Annotated in this window: 23 protein-coding genes; all 23 read left to right on the forward strand. The window is 71.5% G+C overall.

All coding sequences use genetic code 11. The features are described 5' to 3' along the window. Positions 1–159 precede the first annotated feature (159 nt). The 23 genes from Acit_RS09110 (at position 160) to Acit_RS13125 (ending at position 24,406) form a co-directional block, all read left to right on the forward strand. A complete protein-coding gene (locus Acit_RS09110; RefSeq protein ID WP_248108293.1) occupies positions 160–915 on the forward strand; it encodes a flagellin N-terminal helical domain-containing protein in 756 nt (251 codons plus the stop codon). A 144-nt stretch (positions 916–1,059) separates the two neighbouring features. Then, on the forward strand, positions 1,060–3,597 hold the full coding sequence (fliD, locus tag Acit_RS09115) for a flagellar filament capping protein FliD (protein WP_248108295.1): 2,538 nt from the start codon (positions 1,060–1,062) through the stop codon (positions 3,595–3,597). 218 nt (positions 3,598–3,815) lie between these two features. Beyond that, positions 3,816–6,245: a glycosyltransferase gene (locus Acit_RS09120; RefSeq protein WP_248108297.1), complete on the forward strand. Its 2,430-nt coding sequence runs from the start codon at positions 3,816–3,818 to the stop codon at positions 6,243–6,245. A 204-nt stretch (positions 6,246–6,449) separates the two neighbouring features. Further along, positions 6,450–6,794 (forward strand): flagellar basal body rod protein FlgB, encoded by a 345-nt coding sequence (locus Acit_RS09125; protein WP_248108299.1) that lies wholly within the window; start codon positions 6,450–6,452, stop codon positions 6,792–6,794. Further along, on the forward strand, positions 6,791–7,198 hold the full coding sequence (locus tag Acit_RS09130) for a flagellar basal body rod protein FlgC (protein ID WP_248108301.1): 408 nt from the start codon (positions 6,791–6,793) through the stop codon (positions 7,196–7,198). The genes Acit_RS09125 and Acit_RS09130 overlap by 4 nt, the downstream gene beginning before the upstream one ends. Positions 7,199–7,200: 2 nt before the next feature. Then, the gene (gene fliE / locus Acit_RS09135; RefSeq protein ID WP_248108302.1) at positions 7,201–7,497 is read left to right on the forward strand and encodes a flagellar hook-basal body complex protein FliE; all 297 of its coding nucleotides are present in this window, start codon (positions 7,201–7,203) and stop codon (positions 7,495–7,497) included. A 1-nt stretch (position 7,498) separates the two neighbouring features. Then, positions 7,499–9,103: a flagellar basal-body MS-ring/collar protein FliF gene (gene fliF / locus Acit_RS09140; protein ID WP_248108304.1), complete on the forward strand. Its 1,605-nt coding sequence runs from the start codon at positions 7,499–7,501 to the stop codon at positions 9,101–9,103. A 7-nt stretch (positions 9,104–9,110) separates the two neighbouring features. Beyond that, on the forward strand, positions 9,111–10,115 hold the full coding sequence (gene fliG / locus Acit_RS09145) for a flagellar motor switch protein FliG (RefSeq protein ID WP_248108306.1): 1,005 nt from the start codon (positions 9,111–9,113) through the stop codon (positions 10,113–10,115). Between the two features lie 76 nt (positions 10,116–10,191). Further along, positions 10,192–10,890, forward strand: a complete 699-nt coding sequence (locus Acit_RS09150) for a FliH/SctL family protein (RefSeq protein ID WP_248108308.1) — start codon at positions 10,192–10,194, stop codon at positions 10,888–10,890. 6 nt (positions 10,891–10,896) lie between these two features. Beyond that, positions 10,897–11,517: a class I SAM-dependent methyltransferase gene (locus Acit_RS09155; protein WP_248108309.1), complete on the forward strand. Its 621-nt coding sequence runs from the start codon at positions 10,897–10,899 to the stop codon at positions 11,515–11,517. Positions 11,518–11,744: 227 nt separating this feature from the next. Continuing rightward, complete coding sequence (locus Acit_RS09160) at positions 11,745–13,139, forward strand: FliI/YscN family ATPase (RefSeq protein ID WP_248108311.1); 1,395 nt, start codon at positions 11,745–11,747, stop codon at positions 13,137–13,139. Beyond that, positions 13,136–14,698, forward strand: coding sequence for an NlpC/P60 family protein (locus tag Acit_RS09165; RefSeq protein WP_248108313.1), 1,563 nt, complete (start codon positions 13,136–13,138; stop codon positions 14,696–14,698). The genes Acit_RS09160 and Acit_RS09165 overlap by 4 nt, the downstream gene beginning before the upstream one ends. 854 nt (positions 14,699–15,552) lie before the next feature. Next, complete coding sequence (locus tag Acit_RS13655; RefSeq protein WP_248108315.1) at positions 15,553–16,197, forward strand: flagellar hook-length control protein FliK; 645 nt, start codon at positions 15,553–15,555, stop codon at positions 16,195–16,197. A 67-nt stretch (positions 16,198–16,264) separates the two neighbouring features. Next, complete coding sequence (locus Acit_RS09175) at positions 16,265–16,747, forward strand: flagellar hook capping FlgD N-terminal domain-containing protein (protein WP_248108317.1); 483 nt, start codon at positions 16,265–16,267, stop codon at positions 16,745–16,747. A gap of 70 nt (positions 16,748–16,817) precedes the next feature. Beyond that, positions 16,818–18,140 carry a flagellar hook protein FlgE gene (locus Acit_RS09180; protein WP_248108319.1) on the forward strand — a complete coding sequence of 441 codons (1,323 nt, stop codon included), beginning with the start codon at positions 16,818–16,820 and terminating at the stop codon, positions 18,138–18,140. A 188-nt stretch (positions 18,141–18,328) separates the two neighbouring features. Beyond that, positions 18,329–19,249: a flagellar motor switch protein FliM gene (locus Acit_RS09185; protein WP_248108321.1), complete on the forward strand. Its 921-nt coding sequence runs from the start codon at positions 18,329–18,331 to the stop codon at positions 19,247–19,249. After that, complete coding sequence (gene fliN, locus Acit_RS13660) at positions 19,246–19,704, forward strand: flagellar motor switch protein FliN (protein WP_248108323.1); 459 nt, start codon at positions 19,246–19,248, stop codon at positions 19,702–19,704. The genes Acit_RS09185 and fliN overlap by 4 nt, the downstream gene beginning before the upstream one ends. After that, positions 19,701–20,492, forward strand: a complete 792-nt coding sequence (locus Acit_RS09195; RefSeq protein ID WP_248108326.1) for a flagellar biosynthetic protein FliO — start codon at positions 19,701–19,703, stop codon at positions 20,490–20,492. The genes fliN and Acit_RS09195 overlap by 4 nt, the downstream gene beginning before the upstream one ends. A gap of 115 nt (positions 20,493–20,607) precedes the next feature. After that, positions 20,608–21,324 (forward strand): flagellar type III secretion system pore protein FliP, encoded by a 717-nt coding sequence (fliP, locus tag Acit_RS09200; protein WP_248108328.1) that lies wholly within the window; start codon positions 20,608–20,610, stop codon positions 21,322–21,324. After that, entirely contained in the window at positions 21,321–21,593 is a 273-nt protein-coding gene (locus tag Acit_RS09205; protein WP_248108330.1) for a flagellar biosynthetic protein FliQ, read from the forward strand. Before fliP ends, Acit_RS09205 begins: the two co-directional genes overlap by 4 nt. An 18-nt stretch (positions 21,594–21,611) precedes the next feature. Beyond that, positions 21,612–22,391, forward strand: coding sequence for a flagellar biosynthetic protein FliR (locus Acit_RS09210; RefSeq protein WP_248108332.1), 780 nt, complete (start codon positions 21,612–21,614; stop codon positions 22,389–22,391). Positions 22,392–22,406: 15 nt separating this feature from the next. Beyond that, on the forward strand, positions 22,407–23,507 hold the full coding sequence (locus Acit_RS09215) for an EscU/YscU/HrcU family type III secretion system export apparatus switch protein (protein ID WP_248108334.1): 1,101 nt from the start codon (positions 22,407–22,409) through the stop codon (positions 23,505–23,507). A gap of 98 nt (positions 23,508–23,605) precedes the next feature. After that, positions 23,606–24,406, forward strand: a complete 801-nt coding sequence (locus Acit_RS13125) for a PilZ domain-containing protein (protein WP_282436669.1) — start codon at positions 23,606–23,608, stop codon at positions 24,404–24,406. Positions 24,407–24,463 lie beyond the last annotated feature (57 nt).

A 24,463-nucleotide genomic window follows, 5' to 3' on the forward strand; every position in this document is an offset into this window, starting at 1 on the left:
CAAGGGCTGCGCCGCACAAGAAAGCCCTCAAGGACCGGCTCGGACCGGCCGATCCCCTGCATGGTCCCTGGTCGCCGGGCCGCACCGTGGCGGCGGCGTGGCCTGGGACCAAAGGAGGGGCCGTCCCCACGGACGGGGTCGAGCAACGAGGAGGAACGGATGTCTTCCCTGGTCATCAACACGAACCTGTCGGCGATCAACGCCTACAACAATCTCAACGCCACCGACAACCAGCTGAACAACGTCATCTCGGAGCTGTCTTCGGGTCTGCAGATCCAGACCGCAGCGGACAACCCGGCTGGCTACGTCATCTCCCAGGGTCTTGAGGCCCAGGCCAACGGCTACCAGCAGGCCATCGCGAACGCCCAGAACGGGGTGTCGCTCATCCAGACGGCCTCGGGGGCGCTCAACCAGATCGAGTCGATCCTCCAGACCATGAACCAGCTGGCCACGGCCTCGGCGAACGGGGCGACGAACGACTCCAGCTCGCACCTCTTGGACGGGACGTTCACCGGCCAGGTGCTCCAGGTCGGCGCCTTCGACTACCCCAGCCAGCAGGTCCATATCAGTATCCAATCGGTCACGACCACTGCGCTCGGCGTGGCGAGCACGAACGTCAGCGTCGGCTCGGCCGCGTCGGCCCAGGCGGCCATGTCGGCCGTGCAGGCGGCGATCGCCACCGTGGCCTCGGTCGAGGCGTCGGTGGGTGCCGTCCAGAACCAGCTGGAGGCGGTGGTGGCGAACCTGACGGTCGGGCAGCAGAACCTGCAGGCCGCCTACAGCCAGCTGGTCGACGTGAACTTCGCCCAGGCCACGACCCAGTTCACCACCGACCAGATCCTGGAACAGTCCGGCGTGGCGATGCTGTCCCAAGCCCAGCAGGCGCCGGCGCTCGCGCTGAAGCTGCTGCCGTAGCGACGAGGGTCGGGAGCCACAAGGCGTGCCGAGGGGAGGGGAGGGCCTGCCTCCCCTCCCCTCGTGCCATGATCACGAAAGCAGCAAGAAGCAGCAGGAGCAGGGCTCGGTCCGGCGCTTTCGGACCAGCGGAGGAGGACGACGGTGTCGACGGTCAGTTCGACGAACCTCGGGTTGCAGACCCCTCCGATCCTCGACAACAGCATCGTCGGCGGGTTCAATTCGAACGCCATCATCCAGGCCGAGATGCAGGCCTACGAGCAGCCGATCACCGACCTGCAGAACCAGCAGTCCACCATCCAGAGCGAGGTGTCGGACTACCAGCAGCTGGTGAGCGACCTCCAGTCCCTCCAGAGCGCCGCCCAGGCCCTCTCGATGAGCCCGACCGCTTCCACGACCTCGGCGTGGGCGTCGAGGAGCGCGACGTCGTCCGACAGCTCCGTGGCCACTGCCAGTGCCGCACCGGGCACCCCGACCGGATCGGTCCAGTTCGTGGTGGAGCAGCTCGCGGCCGCCGAGTCGCTCGTCTCGAGCGGCACGGTCGCCTCGACCTCGGACGTGGTCACGAGCGCACCGGACTTCCTCCTCTCCCAGGGCGGCGCCGAGCTGGGATTCTCGTCGCTCGCCAGCTCCGGGCTCACCCTCGGGCAGCACACGGTGTCGGTCACCCAGGCCTCCGAGGCGGCGCTCACCACCGGGACCAGCGACCTGGCCAGCCAGTCCTCGGTGAGCGTCACGTCGAGCAACGACACGCTCAACGTGACGGTGAACGGCACGGCCTACAGCCTCACCCTCGCGAGCGGCACCTACACCGGCAGCCAGCTGCTCAGCGCCCTTGATGCCGCGATCTCCTCGGCCGGGGCGGGCGGGGTGCTCGAAGCTGGCTACAACGGCTCTGGCCAGCTCGTGCTCGCCACGGTCGACCAGGGGTCCACCCAGTCCCTCCAGGTGACCGGCGGCACCGCCCTCTCGACGCTCGGGCTCTCGGCCATGGCCAGCGCGGTGAGCGGCACCGCCGCGGTCGTGCAAGTCGACGGGACGAGCACCACGCTCTCCACGGTGACCCCGGGCGCGACCGTGTCGCTTGCGGCCCCGACCGGCTCGGTGAGTGCCACCGTCGTGAGCGCCCCGAGCAGTATTGGCGGGTCGCTCATCAGCGTCGGGTCGCTCACCGCCACCGACGTCTCCACGGGCAACGGGTCCCTCGCGGACCTGGTGAGCAGCATCAACGATGCCGGGACGGGGATCACCGCGTCGGCGGTGGACACCGGCTCGGGCTATGTGCTCCAGCTCTCCTCCTCTGCGACCGGGGTGGCGAACGACCTGTCGGTGGACACCCAGGCGTTCGCCTCGTCGTCGCTTGGGACCCTCCAGGTCGCCTCGGCCGGCCAGGACGCCGAGATCCAGGTCGGGGGCGCTGGTGGCTACACGCTCTCCTCGTCGACCGACACGTTCTCGAACCTGCTCCCGGGGCTCTCGGTCACTGCCCGGTCGGTGAGCAGCACCCCGGTCACCGTCACCGTCTCCCCGGACGCCTCTACGGTGGCGGGCGACGTCCAGACCCTGGTGAACGACCTGAACACGACGTTCTCGGACCTGCAGAAGTACGCGGGCTACAACGAGGAGACCAAGACCGGCGGCCCGCTCATGGGCTCGGCAGTCCTCCAGAACCTCCTGAACGAGCTCCAGGGCACGATCTCCCAGGTGGTGGGCACCTCGACGCTGGGCGACGCCAAGAACGTCGGGATCACCCTCTCGTCCTCGAGCAGCGGGACCAGCGTGAGCTTCGACAAGAGCGCCTTCGAGGCCGCCTACCAAGCGAACCCGGCCCAGGTCGAGGCGATGTTCACCCAGGGCGGCACGTTCTCCCCCTCGGCCAGCGGCTACAGCGGCCAGGTGAGCCTGCTCACCGCCGAGGACAACACGCAGCCGGGCAGCTACGGGGTCACGATCACCCACTCCGCGACCCAGGCCACGGACCTCGGGGCGGTGCTGAGTTCGGGGACCGTGTCCGCGGCCGAGACCCTCACGATCACCATGGGGTCCAGCTCGGTCCAGGTCACCACGAGCGCCGGGGAGTCCCTGAGCGCCATCGCCCAGGCCATCAACCAGGCCCTCGCCCAGGCCAACATGCCGATGTCCGCCTCGGTCGTCGACTCGGGCCAGCAGCTCGAGCTGGCCTCGAGCGCCTACGGCTCCCAGGCCTCCTTCAGCGTCACGAGCACGAACACCGGCTCGGGCACCACGGGCCTCTCGGGAACGTTCACCGGCTCCGACGTGCAGGGCAGCATCGACGGCGTGACTGCCCAGGGCTCGGGCCAGGTGCTCTCGCTGCCCGACAATGCCAACTCGCCGGCCGCTGGCCTGGCCCTCACCGTGAGCGTCCCGGGGATCACCAGCTCGACGAACCTCGGGACCTTCACCTACTCCCCTGGCATCGCCCAGTCCCTCGTGACCCTGGCCTCTTCGATGACGAACGCGGTGAACGGCCAGATCACCGAGACGATCAACAACTTGAACCAGCAGTCCAGCGGCCTCACCAGCCAGATCGACTTCTACCAGAACATTGCCGCGGAGGAGCAGAAACTCCTCACCCAGCAGTTCTCCCAGCTCCAGGTCACCCTGGAGAAGCTCCAGAACCAGTCCACCTCCCTGTCCTCCGCGCTGGCCGGCCTCCCCTGAGCCTGGCGCGTCCCTGACCCGCCGCGTGCTGGCCGGGCACGGCCTCGTCTCGTGGCAATCCCCGGTCGTCTGCTCGGCGCTCGGGAGGTAAGGCGTTGTGGACGGGGAGCAGGTCGCAGGGATGGCTGGGGTCGCCGGGTCTCGGCTCGACACGGTTCAGTCCGAGGCGCAGCTGGCCGATTGCACTTCGAGCAGCGAGCGAGCCGAAGCGAGGGAGCATGTCGAAGAAGAGCGCCGCGTCGCGGGCCAAGGCGCGCCACGCGAACAGCAAGGCAGGCCGCCGGGCCCTGTCCGGGCAGCGCCCCGTCGGGCGAGCCGCCCTGTCAAGAGGCGGGGCAGGGGTCTACTGGCTCGGGCCGCTGCTCAGCGTGGCAGGCTACGCGGACGAGGGGAGAGAGTTCGTCGTGGGGATCCAGCAGCAAGGAGTGCCGGTCCAGGCGCTCCACCTGGGGCCGGTGACACCCGGGCTGCTCGAGGACCTCGGGGCGACGTACCCGAAGAAAGCCGCCCTGCTCGCGAAAGCCCTCGGGGCGCGACCGTCGCCGTCGCGCCTGACGGTCATCCACAACCCGGGTGGCGTGATGGGCACCGACCCGGACGCCGACGCGACGGTCGCCCGGATGATGTTCGAAACCGACCGGATCCCCGGCGAGTGGGTCGCGTCGCTGAACGAGTTCGCCGAGGTCTGGGTCCCCACCCAGTTCAACGTGGACACGTTCCTCGACGCCGGCGTGCAGGTCCCAGTGGTCCAGGTGCCAGAAGGTGTCGACGGCACCGTGTACCACCCGGACCACCCGAAGCTGGCCATCCCCGGCGTGCGGGGCACAGTCTTCCTCTCCGTGTTCGAGTGGTACGACCGGAAGGCGCCCGGCGTGCTCCTCGGCGCCTGGGCCGACGCGTTCGGGCCGCACGACGACGTGACGCTGCTGCTCCGGGTCTACCCCGTCGGGGGCCACGAGGTGATCGACAACCAGCGCGCCGCGGACGGCCTCATCGAGAGGCAGCTCGAAGCGCTCGGCACCACGAGGTCGGCAACCGCGCCGATCGTGGCGCTCGGCAAGCACCTTCCCCCCGGGGCGATGCCCCGGCTCTACTGCACCGCGGACGTGTACGTGAGCCCGACGAGAGGCGAGGCGTGGGGCCGGCCCTTCACCGAGGCCCAGGCGTGCGGCAGGCCGACGATCGCCACGAACTGGAGCGCTCCCCCCGAGATCCTCCGCCGGGACGCGAACCTGTTCATCGAGGTCGAAGAGCTGATCACGGTCCCTCGGAGCTTCGAGATCAAGACATTCCACGGGCACCGCTGGGCCAGCCCGAGCCGGGAGCACCTCGCCGAGCTGCTGCGCTGGTGCCACGAGCACCGCGACCTGCTCCCCGAGATGGGCCGCCGGGGCCGGATGGACATGCTGTCGCGCTGGCGCTGGGACCAGGCGGCGGCACGCGCCAAGGAGCGGATCGTCCAGCTCGGCGGGACGAGTCGGAGCCGGACGCGCGCCGCCGTGCGCCCGCCGAGGGACCCGTTCGTGCGCTGGCAAGGAGACGTCGCCCGGCTGCACAGCCTGGCGAAGGTGAACCGAGAGCTCGCGTCGCGGATCGCGAGGAGCGGGCGCTTCGCGGTCCAGGCCGTCACGTTCGAGCCGCAGAGCCTGGCGAGGGCGGCCCGGCTGCCGTTCGACACGGTCGGGGCGCTCGGCGCCAAGGGCCGTCCGGCGGTCGAGGTGCGCCACAGCTGGCCGCCGATGTTCGACCAGACGCCGTGGCCACTCGTGGTGGTCCAGCCCTGGGAGTTCGGGGTCGCGCCGAGAGCGTGGGTGGAGCACGCCGACGAGGTGCAGGAGTGGTGGACGCCGAGCCGGTACTCCCGGGAGTGCTTCCTCCGCGCCGGGATCCCTGAGGAGAGCGTCGCGGTCGTCCCGAACGGCGTGGACACGACCGTGTTCGCACCGAGGGAGCGGAGCGAGCGGAGCGGCCCGGTCCGCTTCCTCTACGTGGGCGGCACGATCCAGCGGAAAGGGTTCGACCTCGTGCTCCAGGCCTACTGCGCGGCGTTCTCGAGGAAGGACGACGTGGTGCTGGTCGCGAAGCCGTTCCTCTCCAACGCCCAGTACGCGGGCATGAACCTCGACGAGGCGCTTCGGCGCGCGGCCGCCGACGAGGCGAACCCGAGGATCGAGGTCGTCGAGGACGACCTGGACGAGCAGGGCCTCGCCGACCTCTACCGCAGCTGCGACGTGCTGCTCGCCCCCTACCGGGGCGAGGCGTTCTGCCTGCCGGTCCTCGAGGCCATGGCCTGCGGTGTCCCGGCGGTGGTGACCGGGGCTGGGGGGGCGATGGACTTCGCCTCGAGCAGCACCAGCTGGCTGGTCCCCTGCCGGGAGACCCCCATGGCCCTCGGAGAGGAGTTCGTGCCGGCTGCCGGGAGGTTCACCTGGTTCGAGCCCGACCTTGGTGCCCTGGTCGAGCTGCTCAGGGCGGTCGTTGGCGACGAGGCTGGCCGACAGGAGCGCTCAACAGCAGGGATCCAGCAGGCCGCAGCGTTCACCTGGGAGAAGGCTGCCAGGACCGCCGAGGAGCGCCTCGCCCGTCTCGCCGGCGAAAGCGTCGTCGACGAGGAAAGGGACCTGGTCGGGGCCAACGGGCCTCGCTAACCCCCCTGCTCGAAGACAGCTCGGCGCTCAGGCTGGTCCGGTCTCAAGCCGGGAGCCGGCCGGACCGATGATCAGGTCACGACGGTGCCAGGACGGCGCCGCTTCTCTGCCCAGGACGGGCGCACGACAACGCCGCAGGTAGGGAGCCGGAGTTGGGCTCTCGCCTCGAGGTGTGCGAGCAGCCAGCGTCAGGGGAAGGAGCGGATGAGCGGCATCGTCGGCATCTTGCAGTTCGCCGTGGACGGGTTGGCCCAGCAGCAGCAGGACATCGCGCAGAACCTGGCCAACTCGGAGACCCCGGGGTACACGGGGGTCCAGGCGAACTTCGAGTCCAGCCTTGCTCAGGCCCTGGACTCTGGCACGGGGGGGACGGCCCAGTTGACCCAGTCGGCGACCCCGGGCCTCCCGGCCACGAACGGGAACAACGTCAACCTCTCTGACCAGCTGGTGGAGGCGGAGCAGACCACCCTGCAGTACCAGGCGATGGTGGACATGCTGAACGCCCAGTTCCGGCTGGTGCAGGGGGCGGCAGGAGGGAGCTTCCAGTGAGCCAGCTCTTCGGCGCGCTGCCGATCTCGCAGTCCGGCCTGGACGCCATGCAGACCTGGATCGACACGACCGGGGGGAACATCGCGAACATGAACGACCAGGCCCCCCTCACCCAGGGCGTCTACCAGCAGCAGACCCCGGTGTTCGCGCCCATCACCACCCCGGCGGGCCAGGGAGAGGGGGTGGCGGTCACCGGCATCGCCCTCGGCCCGGCGGCCGGCGAAGTGGTCTACGACCCGACGAGCCCGGACGCCAACGCCCAGGGCCTGGTGCGGGAGCCGAGCATCGACATGGGGACGCAGCTGGTCCAGCTGGTCCAGGCAGAGAACGCCTACCAGGCGAACACCGTGGCCGTGAAGCGGGCCGAGCAAGCCTACCAGTCCGCCCTGACGCTCGGGAGCTGAGGATGATCCCGCCGATCCAGCCACTGCCGGGTACCCCGGCCCCCGGGGCCACGGGGGGCACGATTGCGACGGGAAGCGTCGGGGGCGACTTCGGGCAGAGGGTCGCCTCGGCCCTCGACCACCTCCAGGGGGTCCAGAACGGGGCGTCGGCCCTCGAGGCCCAGGCTGCCGCCGGGCAGGGGAGCATCTCGAACGCCATGATCGCGGCGAGCGAGGCGTCCTTGGACACCCAGGTTACGGTGGCGCTTGCGAACAAGGCCATCGCCGCGTTCACCGATGTCATGAACCTGCAGGTCTGAGATGGCCCTCGTCCCGGTGAACGAGCAGCTCGGGCGCTTCAAGGAGCGGGCCCGGCGCTTCGCCAGCGGCTTCACCGCTGGCCAAAAGGCGGTGACCATTGCTGCTGCGGTCCTCGTGGTGGCCGGCGCGGTCCTCTTCATGAGCCTCTCCTCGAAGCCCACCTACGCCCCGCTGTTCACGAACCTCCAGCCCCAGGACGCGGCGAACATCACCGCCAAGCTCCAGTCGGCGAACGTGCCGTTCCAGCTGGCGGACGGGGGCAGCACCATCATGGTGCCGGCGAACGACGTCGCGAAAGAGCGCCTGGCGATGGCCGAGGCGGGCTTGCCGGCCCAAAGCACGGTCGGGCTCTCCATCCTCGACAAGGAGGGCATCACCGCCTCGGACCTCACCCAGCAGGCCGACTACCTCCGGGCCCTGCAAGGCGAGCTGGAACAGACCATCGACGCCATCTCGGGCGTCGAGAGCTCCCAGGTGACCATCGCCCTGCCGGCGAACCAGAACTTCGCCCTGACGAACGACAACCCGACGGGCGCCTCCGTGCTCGTGACCATGGCGCCCGGCCAGAGCCTCTCAGGGGAAGAGGTCCAGGCCATCGTGCACCTCGTCGCCTCGAGCGTCCCGAACCTCTCGAGCAACGAGGTCACGGTCGCTGACTCGAACGGGAACCTGCTGGCCGGTCCGGGCGTGGGGAACAACTCGGCGGTCGCCGACTCGGCCACGGCCAGCTACGACGCTGCGGTCCAGCAGAAGGTCGAAAGCTACCTGGCCGCTGTGCTTGGCCCGAACAACGCGGACGTCCAGGTGAACGCCACCTTGAACTACGACAAGGTGAGCACCACCACCCAGCGGATCCTCCCCGGCGCGAACGGCCAGCCGACGAGCTTTTGCACCTCCACCTCGACGAACACCGAGAAGTTCACCGGCACGGGCACCCCGCCGGGCGGCACGGCTGGCACGATCGTGGCCACCCCGGGGACGGGCACGAACACCTACACCCAGACCCAGACTCAGCAGACCTGCGAGACCGACCAGCAGACCACGACCGACCAGCAGGCGCCCGGGACGGTCCAGGTCCAGTCGGTCGCCGTCCTGGTGAACTCCCGGGCTCTGCCCAAGGGGGTGAGCCTCGGCCAGCTCCAGGCCGGGGTGGCCGCCGCTGCCGGCATCAACCCGGCCCGTGGGGACACCCTGGCGTTCTCGGCGATGCCGTTCTCGACCGCCGAGTCCCAGCAGGCCGCGGCGGCGGCCAAGGCGGCGGCGGCAGCGGCGAAGAAGCGGTCCCTCGAACACGACGCCACGGTCGGGATCGTCGTCCTCGCCGTGCTCGCCGCCTTGTTCCTCCTGTGGCGCTCCGCCCGCAAGGCTCGGGGCGGCGAGGAGGTCTACATGGAGCCCATGGGCCCCATGGACGCGCTGGCGGGGCTCACCCTGGCCGAGCTGCCGAGTGAGCCGACCGGGCAGCTCCCCGCCGTCGGCGCCGAGAGCGAGGACCCCCTGGCAAGCGAGCTGAGCACGGTGCAGAAGTTCGTCGACAGCCAGCCCGACGACGTGGCGACCATGTTGCGCTCCTGGATGCGGGAGCGCAGCGGAGCCAAGGGGTGAGGCGGCCATGCCCAGCCTGACCGGACCCCAGAAGGCCGCCGTCGTCCTGGCCCAGCTCGACGAGCAGAGGGCCACCCGGCTGCTGAAGGCCATGTCGGAGACCGAGGCGGTCGAGCTCATGGCCGCCATGGCGTCCCTGCCGACGCTCAGCCCCGAACAGGTCCAGGCGGTCCTCGCCGAGTTCGTTGGCCAGGCCGCCGCCCTCCTGCAGGTCGGCCAGGGCGGCATCGAAGTGGCCCGGCGCCTGCTCCGGGAGCGGCTCGGCTCGAGTCGGGCCGACGAGGTCCTCCAGCACTTCCTCGAGGCCAGTCCCGGCACCCCTCTGGGGGTTCTCCAGCGGGTCGACCCCCAGCAGATCGTGAGCTTCTTCGCCGACGAGCACCCCCAGACGGTGGCCATGGTGCTCGCCCACCTGCCGGCCGAGCAGGCCGCGGCGGTCCTCGCCTACTTCGACGAGGAGCGCCGGGCAGACGTGGCGAGGCGGATCGCCACCATGGGGAAGATCGCGCCCGACGTTCTCCAGCAGGTGGCCGAGGTTCTCGATCAGAAGCTCGCCACCTTGCTGCACAGCGGAGCGGGGTCGGGGACGCAGGTCGGTGGGATCCGGACCCTGGTGGCCATCTTGAACCAGATCGACCGTGGGTCCGAGAAGCAGATCCTGGCGTCCCTCGAGCAGACCGACCCCGAGGTGGCCGAAGAGGTCCGCAACGAGATGTTCGTCTTCGACGACGTCGTGAACCTCGACGACCGGACCCTGCAGCGGGTCCTCCGGAACGTCGTGCCGAAGGACCTGGCGGTCGCCCTGAAGGGGGTCGACGAGCGGATCCGCGAGAAGTTCCTGCGGAACATGTCGGAGCGGGCCGCCGCGGATCTCATCGAAGAGGTCCAGCTCCTCGGCCCCACCCGGTTGTCCCAGGTGGAGGCTGCCCAGCAGGCCGTGGTGAAGGTGGTCCGGCAGCTCGAGCAGGCAGGGGAGATCGTCATCGCCCGGGGGGACGATGAGCTCGTCTAGCCCCACGACCCGTGCCCGCCGCCCCGCCGGCCGGGTGTGGCGGGACCTCGAGGAGGACCAAGTCACGGCTCTCGGCTTGGCGAGCTTGCCGGTGCCCGGCGCCACCGCCACTTACCAGGAGGAACCGCCGGCACCCAGCCTGGAGGAGCAGCTCGCGTTGGCTCGCGCCGAGGGGTTCGCCGAAGGTCGCCAGGTCGGCCGGAGCGAGGCTGAGGACGAGGCCCGCCGGGAGGTGGTCGAGGCCATCGGCACGCTGAGCGAGGCGCTCCGGCAGGCGGTGGCTGCCTGGAAGGTCGCCGGAGCGGCTGCCGTGCAGGTGGCCGAGGAGGACGTCGTCGCCCTGGCCCTGGACCTCGCCGAGGCGGTCCTCGAGCGGGAGCTCGCCCTCCAGCGGACCCCGGTGGTCGAGGCGCTGCAGCGCTGCCTTCGCCTTGCCCCGGACCTCGGGCCCCTCACCGTCCGGATCCACCCCGAGGAGCTGGCCAGCCTCCAGGAGGCCGAGGGTCTCGCTGCGCTGGGCCCCGTCCTCGGGGACCGGACGGTCGAGGTGGTCCCCGACGAGACCGTGGCCCCCGGCGGGTGCCTGCTCGAGGCCGGCCCCTGCCGGATCGACGGCCAGATCCCCTCGGCCCTCGCCCGGGCCCGGGCGGTCCTGGCCACCCTGGGCCAACCCCCGACGGTGCCGCCGAGCGAGGACGGCTCCTTTGCCGACGCTCAAGATTGCAGTGGGACATCCAGTCCGGAGTCAAATGCTCAAGAACGAAGGGAACGCTGAACTCTCATGTCACTCTCGATTGAGCATTGTGATTTTCTTGAACAAGACGTTGACCGCATCTATCGTCAGCTAAGCCATGTCTTCGAAGGCGGACGTGCCGATCGGCTTGCGTATTACGAACATTTTTCGACATTCTTCGATGCTGGTGATGTTGTGCTCGATCTTGGGTGCGGTGACGGGATCTTCTTGGAGACACTTGCGAAGAAGGGTATCTCCGCGTTTGGGGTTGACCGTGATCCGGATCGGGCGCTGTGTGTCGATTCAAAAAATGCCAACATCGTTGTTGGGGACCTCCTGACCTGCAATATCCCTGTTGCTGGGATCAACGCACTATCGTTGATCCATGTGATCGAGCATTTCCAACCGGATCAGATTATTCGGCGGATCTGTCAGCTGCAGCGAGAGTTCGACATACGGAAAATTCTCATTGTTACTCCGAATATTGGAGATGCACGAGTTATTGAAAATTTTTGGTTAGACATCACGCACGTTCGGCCATACCCACGAGCACTGCTTGTTGCCCTTCTCCAGGCGGTGGGATTCAATGACGTGAAGTCTGGTTATGGAAATACTGGTCTTGACACGCTTGCCTTCGGGAGCACGCAAATGGTGACTCTTGTCGAGTGAGCAAGGGAATCTCAGGTCAAGTTGGTGCTGGCAGCTGCCGATCGCTCCCTCGAGGCGGTGCACGGATCGCTCCGCACAAACCCTAGGACGGGCGGCAGAGGACGAAGAGATGACTGTTCTCAAATTCTTCCATACAAAGAGAGAAGTGAAGCGGAGAGGTTCCCGAGTGTCGTCTTCACTGTGGTCTTGTCCTGGGAAAGATCGTTGATCGTAGCGACGGGCCTGTGATGTCTCATCGGTCACAAGAGCTGCGCACCGTCCGCCCCGCCGTGGTCGCTCGGCTCCGCCAGGCCCTCGCCCCCTACCGCACCGGGCGGGTCCGGCGCCTCGTGGGGCTGCGGGTCGACGTGGAGGGTGTCGACGCGGCGGTCGGCGACGCCCTGCGGATCGTGCGGGTCGGTCCCGAGGGGACGAGCACCCTGCCGGCCGAGGTGGTGGCGGTCCACGGCGAGGCGCTCACCTGCCTGCCCCTCGGGGAACTGGCGGGGGTGCGCTTCGGCGACCCGGTCGAGGCCCTCGGGGGGCCGCTGCCCATCGGGGTCGGGTCGGGGCTTCTCGGGCGGGTGCTCGACGGGCTCGGTCGACCGATCGACGACCAGGGTCCCTTGGCGATCGAGGAGGAGGTCGGGATCAACGGGGACCCGCCCCATCCCCTCCGGCGGGACCTCGTGGACCGCCAGCTTGGCCTCGGGGTGCGGGTCCTCGACACGTTGGTGCCCTGCGGGCGGGGCCAGCGTCTTGGGATCTTCGCCGGATCCGGGGTCGGCAAGTCCTCCTTGCTCTCGATGATCGCCCGGGGCACCGAGGCCGAGGTGGCGGTCGTAGCCCTGGTGGGGGAGCGGGGCCGGGAGGTGAACGAGTTCTTGCAGCGGGACCTCGGGGAGGATGGCCTTCGGCGCTCGGTGGTGGTGGTGGCCACCTCCGACGAGCCGGCCCTCGTGCGGATCCGCGCCGCGTTCACCGCCACCCGGATCGCCGAGTGGTTCCGGGACCAAGGGGCAGACGTGGTCCTCATGATGGACTCCCTCACCCGCTTCGCCATGGCCCAGCGCGAAGTCGGCCTCTCCGCCGGGGAGCCACCGGCGACCCGGGGGTACCCGCCCTCGGTGTTCTCGCTCCTGCCGCGCCTCTTGGAGCGGGCCGGGGCGGCAGAGCGCGGCTCGATCACCGGGCTCTACACGGTGCTCGTCGAGGGCGACGACATGAACGAACCCATCGCGGACGCCGCCCGCTCGATCCTCGACGGGCACGTCGTGCTTTCCCGCAAGCTCGCCACCGCGGGCCACTTCCCGAGCGTGGACGTCCTGGAGTCCATCTCCCGGGTCGAACCGGCGGTGACCACCCCTGTGCAGCGGGCCGCGGCCCGCGAACTTCGCCGGCTGCTCGCCGCTGAGCGGGACGTGCGGGACCTGGTGGAGATCGGGGCCTACGTGGCCGGCACGAACCCCTTGGCCGACCGGGCCCTTGCTGCCCGGGAGGCGATCTGGGCGTTTCTGCGCCAGGACGTGGCCGAGGTGGTGCCCACGGCCCAGTCCTGGGCACAGCTCGACGCCCTCGTCGCCGACAGTGCTCAAACGACGCCGGCTCCGGCACCGGCCATGGCCCAGGGGGTCGGGGCATGAAGCGCTTCCAGTTCCGGCTCGCCACCGTCTTGCGGGTTCGGCGGGTCGAGGAAGAGCGGGCCCGAGGCGCGCTCGCCCTGGCGAACGCGGCGAGGCGGCAGGCCGAGACCGAGCGGCAGCGGGCCGAGGAGCACCTCGCCGCGACCCCGCAACCCGCGGCGGTGGTCTCCCTCGCTGCCTACCGGGCCTGGCGGGCGACCGGGGAGCTGCGCGCCGAACGCTGGCAGGCAGCCAGCCAGCAGGCCAGCCGGGCTGCCGAGGCGGCCGAGGAACGGCGGCAGGCCTGGGCGCGAGCCGCGACGCGGGTGGCAGCCCTCGAGCGCTTGGAGGCCCGTCGGCGAGACGCCTGGCGGCAGGAGCTGTTCCGGGCCGAGGCCCGAGAGGTCGACGACCTGGTCACGAGCCGCTTCCAGCCCGAGGGGTCCAGGAGGGGTGGCATGAGCAGCATGCCGGGTCTCCTGGGGACGCCCCTGGTGCCCGCCGAGGTGAGCCAGGTCCAAGCGGCCACGAGCACCCTGGCCAGCCTCGGCTCGAGCATCGCCCAGGCGGCGCAGAGCGGGAACTTCGCCGGGGTGCTCGACGCGGTGCTGAGCGCCGAGTCCGCCCTCGACGGGGGCGGGGCCACCGAGACGAGCAGGGCCAGCGCCGGGGGCCTGGCCACCGACCAGCTGCTCGCCGGCGGGTTCCTCGGCAGCCCGAGCACGGCGGGCATCGCGGGCAGCTCCCTCGCCGGCGGGACGGTCACCGGGAGCCAGGTAGTGGCCGAAGCGGAGCGGTTCCTCGGTGTCCCCTACCGCTGGGGCGGGACGAGCCCCCAGACCGGCTTCGACTGCTCGGGGTTCGTGCAGTACGTCTACGGGCAGCTGGGGATCAGCCTGCCGAGGACCTCCGAGGAGCAGGCCCAGGTCGGCACGCCCGTCTCGAGCCTCGCGGAGGCCGAGCCGGGGGACCTCGTCTTCTTCCCCGGCACCGACGGCACCGTAAGCGCCCCGGGGCACGTCGGCATCTACCTGGGCAACGGCCTCATGATCGACGCGCCCCAGACCGGCCAGACCGTCTCGATCCAGCCGGTGGGGAACCCGGTGGCGATCCGCCGGGTCCTCCCCACGAGCGGGGTCGCCACCGACCCGGCCGTGGGTGGCGGCGGGAGCTCGGGGACCCTCGCCGCCCTCGGGGTGCCGCCGAGTCTCGTCCCGGTCTTCGAGCAGGCTGCCGCCCAAAGCGGGGTCTCCGCCAGCCTGCTCGCGGCGGTGGCCGCGCAGGAGTCTGGGTTCGACCCGAGCGCGGTGTCCTCTGCAGGGGCCGAGGGGATCATGCAGCTCATGCCGGGCACCGCCGCGAGCCTCGGGGTCGACCCCTTCAACCCGGCCGAGGCGATCAGCGGGGCCGCCCAGCTCCTCGCCGGCTACCTCCAGACCTACGGCGGGTCCCTCCCCCTGGCGCTTGCCGCGTACAACGCGGGGCCCGGCGCGGTGGCCCAGTACGGCGGGGTGCCGCCGTACCCCCAGACCCAGTCCTACGTGACGGACATCCTCCAACGACTCCAGGAGGTGGCATGACCAGCGCCACCCTCGTCGACCTCGCGGCGGTCGGCCCGAGCCCGACGGGCAACCCCACCCCCTCGCCCGGTCCCTCGACCGAGGGGAGCACGCCGAGCTTCGCCGGGGTCCTCGCCGGGGTGCACGGCGACCAGGGATCCACGGCCCAGGCGGGCAGCGGGCCGTCGAACCCGGCCCCCCCGTCGGCCGCGGCGGAGTCGGCCGGTGCGACCCACCCCACGTCGCCAGGCACCGCGCCCGCGGGGAGCGGGGGCACCGAGGCCGCCGGCAGTGCCCCCGAGGGGGGGAAGGCCAAGCGGTCGCCGTCGCGGCATGCCGCGACGGCCGACGCGAGCACGGCTGCCCTGGCCGGCGCGCTCGCAGCCCCGGCACCGGCGAACGCCACCACCCCGGCCCCTGCGGGCGCAGCCGCCGGCACCACGGCTGCGCCCGCTCCCTCCCCAGGGCCGATTCCGGGCAACGACACGTCCGCGGCGAGCGGCCCGGCCGCTGGCGACCCTGGGAGTCGAGCGAGCGGGCCGGCGGCGGGGTCCGGCCCGGTCGAGACGGGTAGCGCCGCGGCGGGAACGACCGACGCAACCCCGAGCCAGGAAGGAGTCCCGAGCCAGCGAGGAGCGCAGACTCCGGATGCGTCTGGGGCCGGGAGCACCCCGGTCCCCGCGAGCCCGGCCGGTGTCGACGGCGGGCCAACCCCTGCCCCCGCCCCGAGCCAGGGCACCCCTGCGGGCCCCCCGAACGGGTCCGCCAGGGTGGCGGCTGGGGCCGATCCGGGCACGGGCCGGCCAGCCACCGGAGGCACCGAAGCGGCACCGAGCAGCCCCTCGCCGACGTCTCCGGCGACCACCCAGCCCAAGGTGGCTAGCGCGCAGCCCGCGGTAAACCCGTCAGCCAGCCACGGGACGGCGACGACGACCGCGACCACCTTGCCGACCCGGCCAGCGCCAGCGAGCGGCGGGACGCCGTCGGGCCCGAACCCGAGCGCCACGCCGGGTCCCGCCCCGGTGCTTGCGAGCGCCCCCATCCCCGGAACGGCGGCCACGGCGGCCACGCACGGCCAAGCGCCCGACGTTGCCCGCAACTCGGTGAGCCCGGCGGACCAGGTGGTGCGGGCACTCGGGCCGCTGCGCACCCTCGCGTCGGGGAGCCGGAGCGTGACCCTGGCGCTCGAACCCGACGGGTTGGGCACCGTGCGGGCCACCGTGGTCGCAGGGGCGGGAACCCTCAGCGTGACCCTCCAGGCCGCGAGCCCTCAAGGGTACGAGGCGCTGCGACAAGGCCTCGGCCAGCTCCACCACGAGCTCGGCACCCTGGCCAGCAAGGTCCAGATCGACCTGCGCCAGGAGGGCCAGGGGAGCGGGTCTGGGAGCCAGCAGGCCCCCGGTCGAGGCCCCGGGAGCCCAGCGACGACCAAACCGGTGACGCCGGAGCTGCCCCCGGAAGTGACGGGCACGGGTCCAAGCAGCCCAATGGGCGGCCGCCTCGTGGACCTCCGGCTCTAAGCCCCGGGCCCCGAGGCCAAGCATCCAAGCGACCGGTCCCGACCACACAGGCAAGGAGAGCGACGAGGTGACGACCATCGACCCGACCAGTGCCCTGGGCGCCAGCCAGGGGGCCGCAACCCAGGACCAGGCAGCGACGAGCGCATCGGCGCCCGGTGGGACCAACCCCCTGAACCAGCTTGACAACACCCAGACCTTCCTCCAGCTGCTCGTGGCCCAGCTCGAGAACCAGGACCCGCTGAACCCGACGGACCCGACCTCGTTCATGACCGAGATCTCCCAGCTCACCTCGGTCGAGGCCCAGACCACCTTGGCGAACGAGCAGCAGGTGACGGCCGCCGACTCGATGCTCGGCGACGTCGTGACCGGCCTGGACGCCTCGGGCAAGAGCGTGAGCGGGGTGGTGACCGGGGTCCTGCTCAGCTCGACGGGCTCCCCCGAGCTGACCGTGGGGCCCGACGGCACGGCCGTCGCCCTCACGTCGGTGACGAAGGTCGCCCAGCAAGGCTCGACCACTGGGTCCTCGACCACCGCCACGCCGACGAGCTGATTGAGCCAACCAGCACCACCGTTTCGACGACCAGACGCCACGAACCGACGACCACAAGGAGAAAGACACCATGGAACGATCCCTGATCGCCGCCACCTCGGGCATCGAGGCGAACCAGACCTATCTGGACGTGATCGGCAACGACATCGCGAACGCCAACACCACGGCCTTCAAGTCCCAGAGCGTCTCGTTCGCCGACCTGCTGAACGAGCAGGTCGCCGGCGCGACCGCCCCCACGGCCACCTCCGGTGGGATCAACCCCTACGCCGTGGGCTCGGGGGTGAAGGTCGGGACGGTGAGCGAGAACGACACCCAGGGCACCATCGAGCAGACCAACGTCCCCACCGACGTGGCCATCCAGGGCAACGGCTACCTCATCGCCAGCCAGAACGGCCAGACCCTCTACACCCGCGACGGCCAGCTCTCCACCGACGCGAACGGGCAGCTCGTCGCGCCGAACGGCGCGCTCATCCAAGGCTGGATGGCCCAGGGCGGGGTGGTGAACACGAACGCGCCGGTCGGGAACATCACGATCCCGCTCCAGTCGACGGTGCCGGCCACCGAGACCACGAACATCACTCTCGGCGGAAACCTGCCCGCCAACTCAGGAAGCGGCACCAACCCGGTGAGCTTCACCACCGATGCCTACGACTCCTTGGGGAACACGGTCCCGATCACGGTGTCGTTCTACCCGACCAGCACCGCTGGCCAGTGGACCATGGTGGTCACTGCCGAGTCGACTTCTTCATCGGGTACGACAACGACCTCCGACATCGTTGGGACACCACCGACCTCCAGTAGTAGCGCCAGCGGGCCCACCGTCACCTTCCAGAACGGCCAGCTGAGCGGCATCTCCGGTGGTACCCAGAACGCGAACGGTTCCTGGACGGTCCAAGGGACCTGGCCGACCGGCAGTCCGTACACCTTCGGGACGACAACGGTGGACTTCACCTTCCCAGCACCGGGCTCCTCCGGCGCCGTCACCCAGTTCGCCGGGAACCAGTCGATCTCGGCGACGAGCCAGAACGGTTCCCCGGCGGGGAGCCTGCAGAGCTTCTCGATCGGGGCGGACGGGACCATCACCGGCACGTTCTCGAACGGCCAGAGCCAGACCATCGGCCAGATCGCCCTGGCGACCTTCGCCAACCCGCAGGGCCTCACGGACCTCGGGAACCTGATGTACCAGTCGACGGTGAACTCCGGGCAGCCGGTCATCAGCGCCCCGGGCTCGGGCGGGGCCGGCACCTTGGTGGGCGGGGCCCTGGAGCAGTCGAACGTGAGCCTGTCGAAGGAGCTCACGGACCTGATCGTGGCCCAGGAGGCCTACCAGGCGAACACGAAGGTCATCACCACCACGGACCAGGCGGTCCAGTCGCTGCTGCAGGTGCCGTGACGGATCGGCCCGAAAGGCCTCAACCGCGGCGCCGGCGTTGCCGATGCGTTGTGGAGAGCGGAGGGGCGGAGGCGGCGGGCCTCCGCCCCCGCCGACTGGCCGGGCCAGCAGCCCGGGGCCCGGGGAGGGCCTGAGCGAGAGGCAGCGAGCGACGGAGCATGGTGGCGCTCAGGACGGAGGAACAGGAGATGCCGGCGGGCGAGCCGGCGTCGGAGAACGGCGGCCGGCGGGTCCGGCCCTACGACTTCCAGCGCCAGGAGGCCCTCGACCGGGGCCGGCTGCGGCGCCTGGAGCCGGTGCTCGAGGTGCTGGCCCACCGGATGGCGGGGGCCCTCACGAGCACCCTGCGGCTTGCCAGCAAGGTCGAGGTCGGCGAGCTAGACCAGCAGCGCTGGGAGCACTACGCGGCCAGCCTGCCCGAGCCGACCTTCCTCTGCTCGGCCACCGTCGTGCCCTACGGCGGCCGGATCGTCCTGCACCTTCCCCTGCCCTTGGCGCTCACCGCGGTGGAGCTCCGCATGGGGGGCACGGGCCGGCCGGCCCCCGAGCCCCGGGCCCTCACGGAGATCGAGCAGCGGCTGGTGAGCGACCTGGCCCAGCGGATGCTGGCCGAGCTGCCCCCGGCCTTCGCCCCGGTGCTCAACGTGTCCATCGGGGCGCTCAGCTCGGTGGCGAGCAGCATGTTCCTCCAGGCGGTCAAGCCCACCGAGATGTGCCTCATCGTGGCCCTGCGGGTGGTGCTCGGAGACCTGGACGGGGCGGCGGCCAGCCTCTGCGTGCCGATCTCGGTGCTGCTGCCCATCCTCGACGCCTTGGAGCGCCTCGACCAGACCGAGGGCGGCGAGAGCCACGCGGACGCCAGCCAGGTGCGCCTCCGGGAGCGCCTGCTCGAGGTGCCGGTCGAGGTGGTGGTCTGCTTCCCCGACGTCTTCCTGCCGCCCGAGGAGCTCCTGGGACTGCGGCCCGGGGACGTCGTGCCCCTGCACCGGGAAGTGGACAAGGCCCTGCAGCTGCGGGCCGAGGGTGAGCCCTACCGGTCGGTGCGCCTGACCGCCCGGGGCAAGCGGCTGGCCGCGGTGGTGGTCGAGGACGAGGAACGGGAGGCGTGATCGTGGAGAGCGTGCAGGAAGCGACAGTCCTCGGAGCAGCGGAGCAGCCCGGCACTCCCGAGGCTGCGGGGGGCCCGGTCCCGGCCAGTGCACCGGAGCCGGGCCCCGGCGGGACGCCCGCGGAGGGGCCGCGGCCAGCGGCCGCCCCGGCGCCGGCCGCCGCTGCGGTGGCCGCGGCCATGGGCGGGACGGGGAGTGGCGCGGGGAGCCGACACGCCCTACGGGTCCTGCAGAACGTCGAGCTGGCGGTCACCGTCGAGCTGGGCCGGGCCCGGCTGGCGGTCCGGGAGCTGCTGGAGCTGCGGGCCGGCTCGATCGTCGAGCTGGACCGGGCCGCCGGGTCCCTGGTGGACGTCATGGTGAACGGCACCCTGCTCGCCCGGGGCGAGGTGGTCGTGGTCGACGACGAGCTCGGCGTCCGGATCACCGAGGTGGTCGGCGGGGAGCCGGCGTGAACCGGGCCGCTGCGCACCCGGCGCTGGCCCACCGGGCGTCGGCCCACCGGGCGGCGGCCTCCCCCGTGGCGAGCGTCGGGCACCGGGCGGCGACGGGCAGCGCCCATCTGGCCGGGTCCCTCGGTGCCCAGAGCATCTCGGCCACCAGCCTCCTGTTGCAGCTGGCGGTCGGCTTGGCGGTGGTGGTCGGCTTGGTCTACCTCACGGCCCGCCTGCTGCGGGGCCGCCTGGGGGCACGGCTGACCGGTGCTGGGTCCCGGGGAGCCCGGTCGGCTCGGGGCCAGGCGGTGGCGGTGCTCGGCCGCCAGAGCCTCGGCAAGGGGGTGTCGGTGGCCCTCGTGCAGGTGGCGGAGCGGGCCTACCTGCTCGGGGTGACCCCGGGCCGGGTGCAGAAGGTGGCGGCCCTGGACCCGAGCGCTCTTGGGACCGGGGGACCCGAGGAGCCGAGCGCCGGTCCGCGACGCTGGCTGGCAGCCGGCCGGCCCGGGACGGCGTCGGGGTCACCGGCCCTGCCGGCCTGGGTGCAGAAGGTGCCCGGCCTCTCGGGCCTAGAAGCCCGGCTGCGGGCGGCGACCGGGCACGAAGGGTCGGGCGAGGCGGCCCGGCCAGCGGGCACGGGGCCGAGCGCACAGGCGGAGCGGCGCCGAAACGACGGGAGTCGTGGCGGCGGGAGCGGGACGGGCCAGGGACGGGCCCGGACGAGGTCCCAGGCGGGCCGGCGGCCCGCTGGGGACGAGACATGGACGTCGGCCATCGCAGAGCTCAAGGAGCGCCTCGAGCGGGTCTGACCCGCCGCGCTCGACTGGACCTGGAGGACCGACACGTGAAGGACGCTCCGACGGGGCTCGACCCGGCGCGCCCGGGGAGGGCCCGGCGTCAGCACCACACGCAGGAGCGGGGACCGTGCTGAGCAGCGTGCTGCCCGGCCTGCTGCTCGGCGGCCACCTGCTGGCCGCCGGCTCGTCGATCACGGTGAACCTGGGGCGGACCCTGTCGAAGCCCTCGGAGAGCATCGTGGTGCTGCTCGCCGTCACCTTGCTGGCGGTGGCGCCCTCGCTGCTGATCCTGCTCACCGGGTTCACCCGGATCGTCATCGTGCTGTCACTGACCCGCAACGCCCTCGGGCTGAACTCGGTGCCGCCGAACCAGGTGCTGGCCGGCCTCGCGCTGTTCTTGTCGCTGTTCTTGATGATGCCGACCCTGAAGCAGATCAACCAGGTGGCCGTCCAGCCCTACCTGCACGGCAAGGAGACCGCCGTCCAGGCCTACCGGGCCGCCGAGGAGCCGCTTCGGTCCTGGATGCTCGAGCAGACCGGCGGCTCGGAGCTGGCGCTGACCACCGGCATCGACCACGAGCATCCGGCCAAGCCCCAGGACGTCTCCATGGCCGCCCTGGTGCCCGCGTTCTTGCTCTCGCAGCTCAAGTCGGCGTTCATCATCGGGTTCGTCATCTTCGTGCCGTTCCTCATCATCGACCTCGTGGTCTCCTCGGTGCTGATGTCCATCGGGGTGGTCATGCTGCCCCCGACGCTCGTGTCCTTGCCGTTCAAGCTGCTGCTGTTCGTCATGGTGAACGGCTGGGTGCTCGTGACCCACACCGTGCTGGTGAGCTTCCGATGACCGACGTCGAGGTCACCCACCTTGGGATGCAGGCCCTGCTGATGGCGGCGAAGCTCGCCGCCCCGGTGCTGCTGGCCAGCTTGACGGTGGGCTTGGCGGTGTCGCTGTTCCAGTCGATCACCCAGCTCCAGGAGATGTCCCTCACCTTCGTGCCGAAGCTGGCGGCGATCTCGCTGGTGCTGCTGGTGGCCGGGCACTGGATGCTGAACCAGTTCGTGGGCTACGTGGACAACCTCTTCGCCCACGCGGCGGTGCTGGCCGGCGGTTGAGGCGCGCGAGGCGGGGCGGTGCAGGTCGACCTGAGCGGGCCCTGGCTGCTCGCGGTGCTGCTCGGCACGGTCCGGGCTGCGGCGTGGCTGGCGGTGGTCCCCCCGTTCTCGACGGCCATGACCGGGGGGATGCCGAGGATGGCCCTCATGGGGGTGGCGGTGGGCCTCGGGGTGCTCTCGGCCCCCCTGCTGCTGGCCCACGGGGTGCCGACGAGCACTGCCGGGCTCATCGGCCAGGTGGTCCTCGGGGTCTTCGTCGGGGCCGCCCTCGGGTTCGTGGTGCGGCTGCTGGTCTCGGCGGTGGCCGGGGCGGGGAGCCTCGTGGACCTCTTCGGGGGGATCACGCCCCTGCCGGCCTACGACCCGGTCTCCGCCAGCGAGATCCCGATCGTCGGCCAGCTGTACGACCAGCTGGCCATCGTGGTGCTCTTCGCGTCGAACGGGGAGCTGCTCGTGATCCAGGGGTTTGAGACCTCGTTCCGGGTGAGCGGGGGCCCGATCGACCATTTCGGCGGGACGGTCCTGCCCGGGGTGCTGGCCAGCGGACTGGCGACGTTCTTCACCGCGGCGCTCGAGATCGCCGCCCCGATCCTGGTGGTGCTGTTCTCCTTGCAGGTGGCCCTGGCCCTGTTGGCCAAGGCGGCGCCGCAGGTGAACGCCTGGTGGCTGGGCCTGCCCCTCCAGGTCGTCTTGGCCCTGGTGCTCACGGCCTTCTCGCTGCGGGTGGTGCCAGGAGCCTTGGCGAACCTGCTGCAGGTCATGGTGGGGGACGTCCGGGCCCTGGTGGGCCTGGGCTGAACGGGGAGCGCCGCGATGGCCAGGCGGGACGAGCGCACCGAGAAGCCCACCCCGAAACGCCGGCGCGAGGCCCGCCAGGAGGGCCGGATCGCGAAGACCCCGGAGCTGGCCGGCTGGCTGGCCGTCCTGGTGGCCTCCATGGCGCTGCCGGCGGCCTTCGGCGACGGGGAGCGCCGGGTCCTCGGGGTGCTGGCCCAGGCGAGCCACGTCATGGCCGATCCGACCAGTGCCGGGGCCCTCGCGGTGCTGCGCACCGGTCTGGTGGCCGCCGCCGAGATCGTCTTGCCGGTGGCGGGGGTGATGGCCGCGGTGTCGCTTGCTGCGACCGCGGCACAGGTCGGCCCGGTGCTGGCCTGGAAAGCGGCCCGTCCCCAGTTCTCCCGGCTCAACCCCTTGACGGGCATCAAGCGGCTGTTCTCCGCCCAGTCCCTCTGGATGCTCGCGAAGGAGGTCCTCAAGCTGGCGGTCATCGGGGCGCTCGCGTACCGGACGATGGACGCCATGGTGCGGCTCATGCTCGGAGCGCAGCTGACCGGCATCGGCCCCGCCGTGGCCTACGCCGGGGGCGCCCTGGTGGGCCTGGTGCGCCAGGTGGCCCTGGCCGGGCTGGTGCTCGCCGGGTTCGACTACGCCTTCCAGCGCCGCCGGGTCGGCCAGCAGCTGAAGATGACGAAGCAGGAGGTGAAAGAGGAGTTCCGCCAGCACGAGGGCGACCCGCTGCTCAAGGGCCAGATCCGCAAGAAGCAGCGGGCCCTCTCCCGGCTGCGCATGATGGCCGCGGTGGCGAAAGCGGACGTGGTGGTGACGAACCCGACGCACGTCGCGGTGGCACTGCGTTACGAGCCGGGCAGCGGCCAGGCCCCCCGGGTCGTGGCCAAGGGCGCGGACCACCTGGCCGCCCGGATCCGGGAAGAAGCCCGGCGACATGGCGTCCCCGTCGTCGAGGACCCGCCCCTGGCCCGGGCGCTGCACGCCGCTTGTGACCTCGACGACCTGGTCCCCGTCGAGCTCTACCTGGCGGTCGCCCGGCTCCTCGCCTTCGTCTTCACCCTCCCCGACGTGGTCCGCCGCTCGGGCCGGGTGCATCGCCGGCCGGTCTCGGCCATGGTCGCGTGAGGCCGGGGTTGTCGACAGGAGGGGAGGGTTCCAGTGGCGGCGGGCGAGGCGAGGACCGAGGATGGACGGGTCCGGGGGGAGCGAGGGAGGGGCGGGTGATGGTCGAGGAGCGAGGCGGGGTCGAGGAGGCGGGGGTCGAGGAGGCAGCCCTCGATGCCCTGGTGGGTCGCTGGGCCATGCTCCGGCCGGCCGACGGCCAGCCGGTGGAGGCGGCGGGAGGAGCCAGGGGGGCACGGCCAGGGGTCGGCCCGACGGGGTCGGCCGGCTCGCCGGGCGGCGGCCAGGTGGTGTCCCTCGCCGGGGTGGTCCTCGCCGACGACGCCGTCGAAGCGGCGGTCATGGCCCTCGAAGGCGGGGTGCTGCGCTGCGAGACCCGGGACCGGCGCGCCGCGGGGCTCGACGAGCGACCGGTGCTGGTCGAGTTCGGCACCCCCGCCGCCATGCTCCAGGTCCCCGCGACGGCGCGGGTGCTGGTGAGCTGGCCCCTGCCGGTCGTGCTGGCCCTGACCCCGAGCGGGCCGGTGGAGCAGTACCAGCGGCGGGTCTGGGTGCGGGTCCCGGTGGCCGTGCCGGTGGAGGTGGCGGTGGCGGCCACAGTGGAAGGGGAGGCGGGCAGCGAGGAGCCTCGGGTGGCGACGGTGAGCCGGGACCTCTCGGCGGGGGGCTGCCGGCTGGAGCTCGTCCCGGGCCTCGAGCGGCTCGGCCCGGGGGACGAGCGGAGGGTGGTGCTGGGCCTCCCGGACCAGCCGCTCGTGCTGGCCGCCCGGGTGGTCGGCCGGGGGGAGCGGGATCGGACCCTGCGCCTCGAGTTCCTGGCGCCGCCCGAGGCGGCGGTGAAGCGGCTGCTGCGGTTCGTCTTCGACGTGCAGCTCCGCCAGCGCCGGGGCCAGGACCCCTAGCGCGCGGGCCCACAACGGGCCGTCAAGGCCGGGCCCGGGCGTGCCGATGGGGGGAGG

Source organism: Aciditerrimonas ferrireducens (assembly GCF_023130475.1).
GTDB classification, from domain to species: Bacteria; Actinomycetota; Acidimicrobiia; order Acidimicrobiales; family UBA8190; genus Aciditerrimonas; species Aciditerrimonas ferrireducens.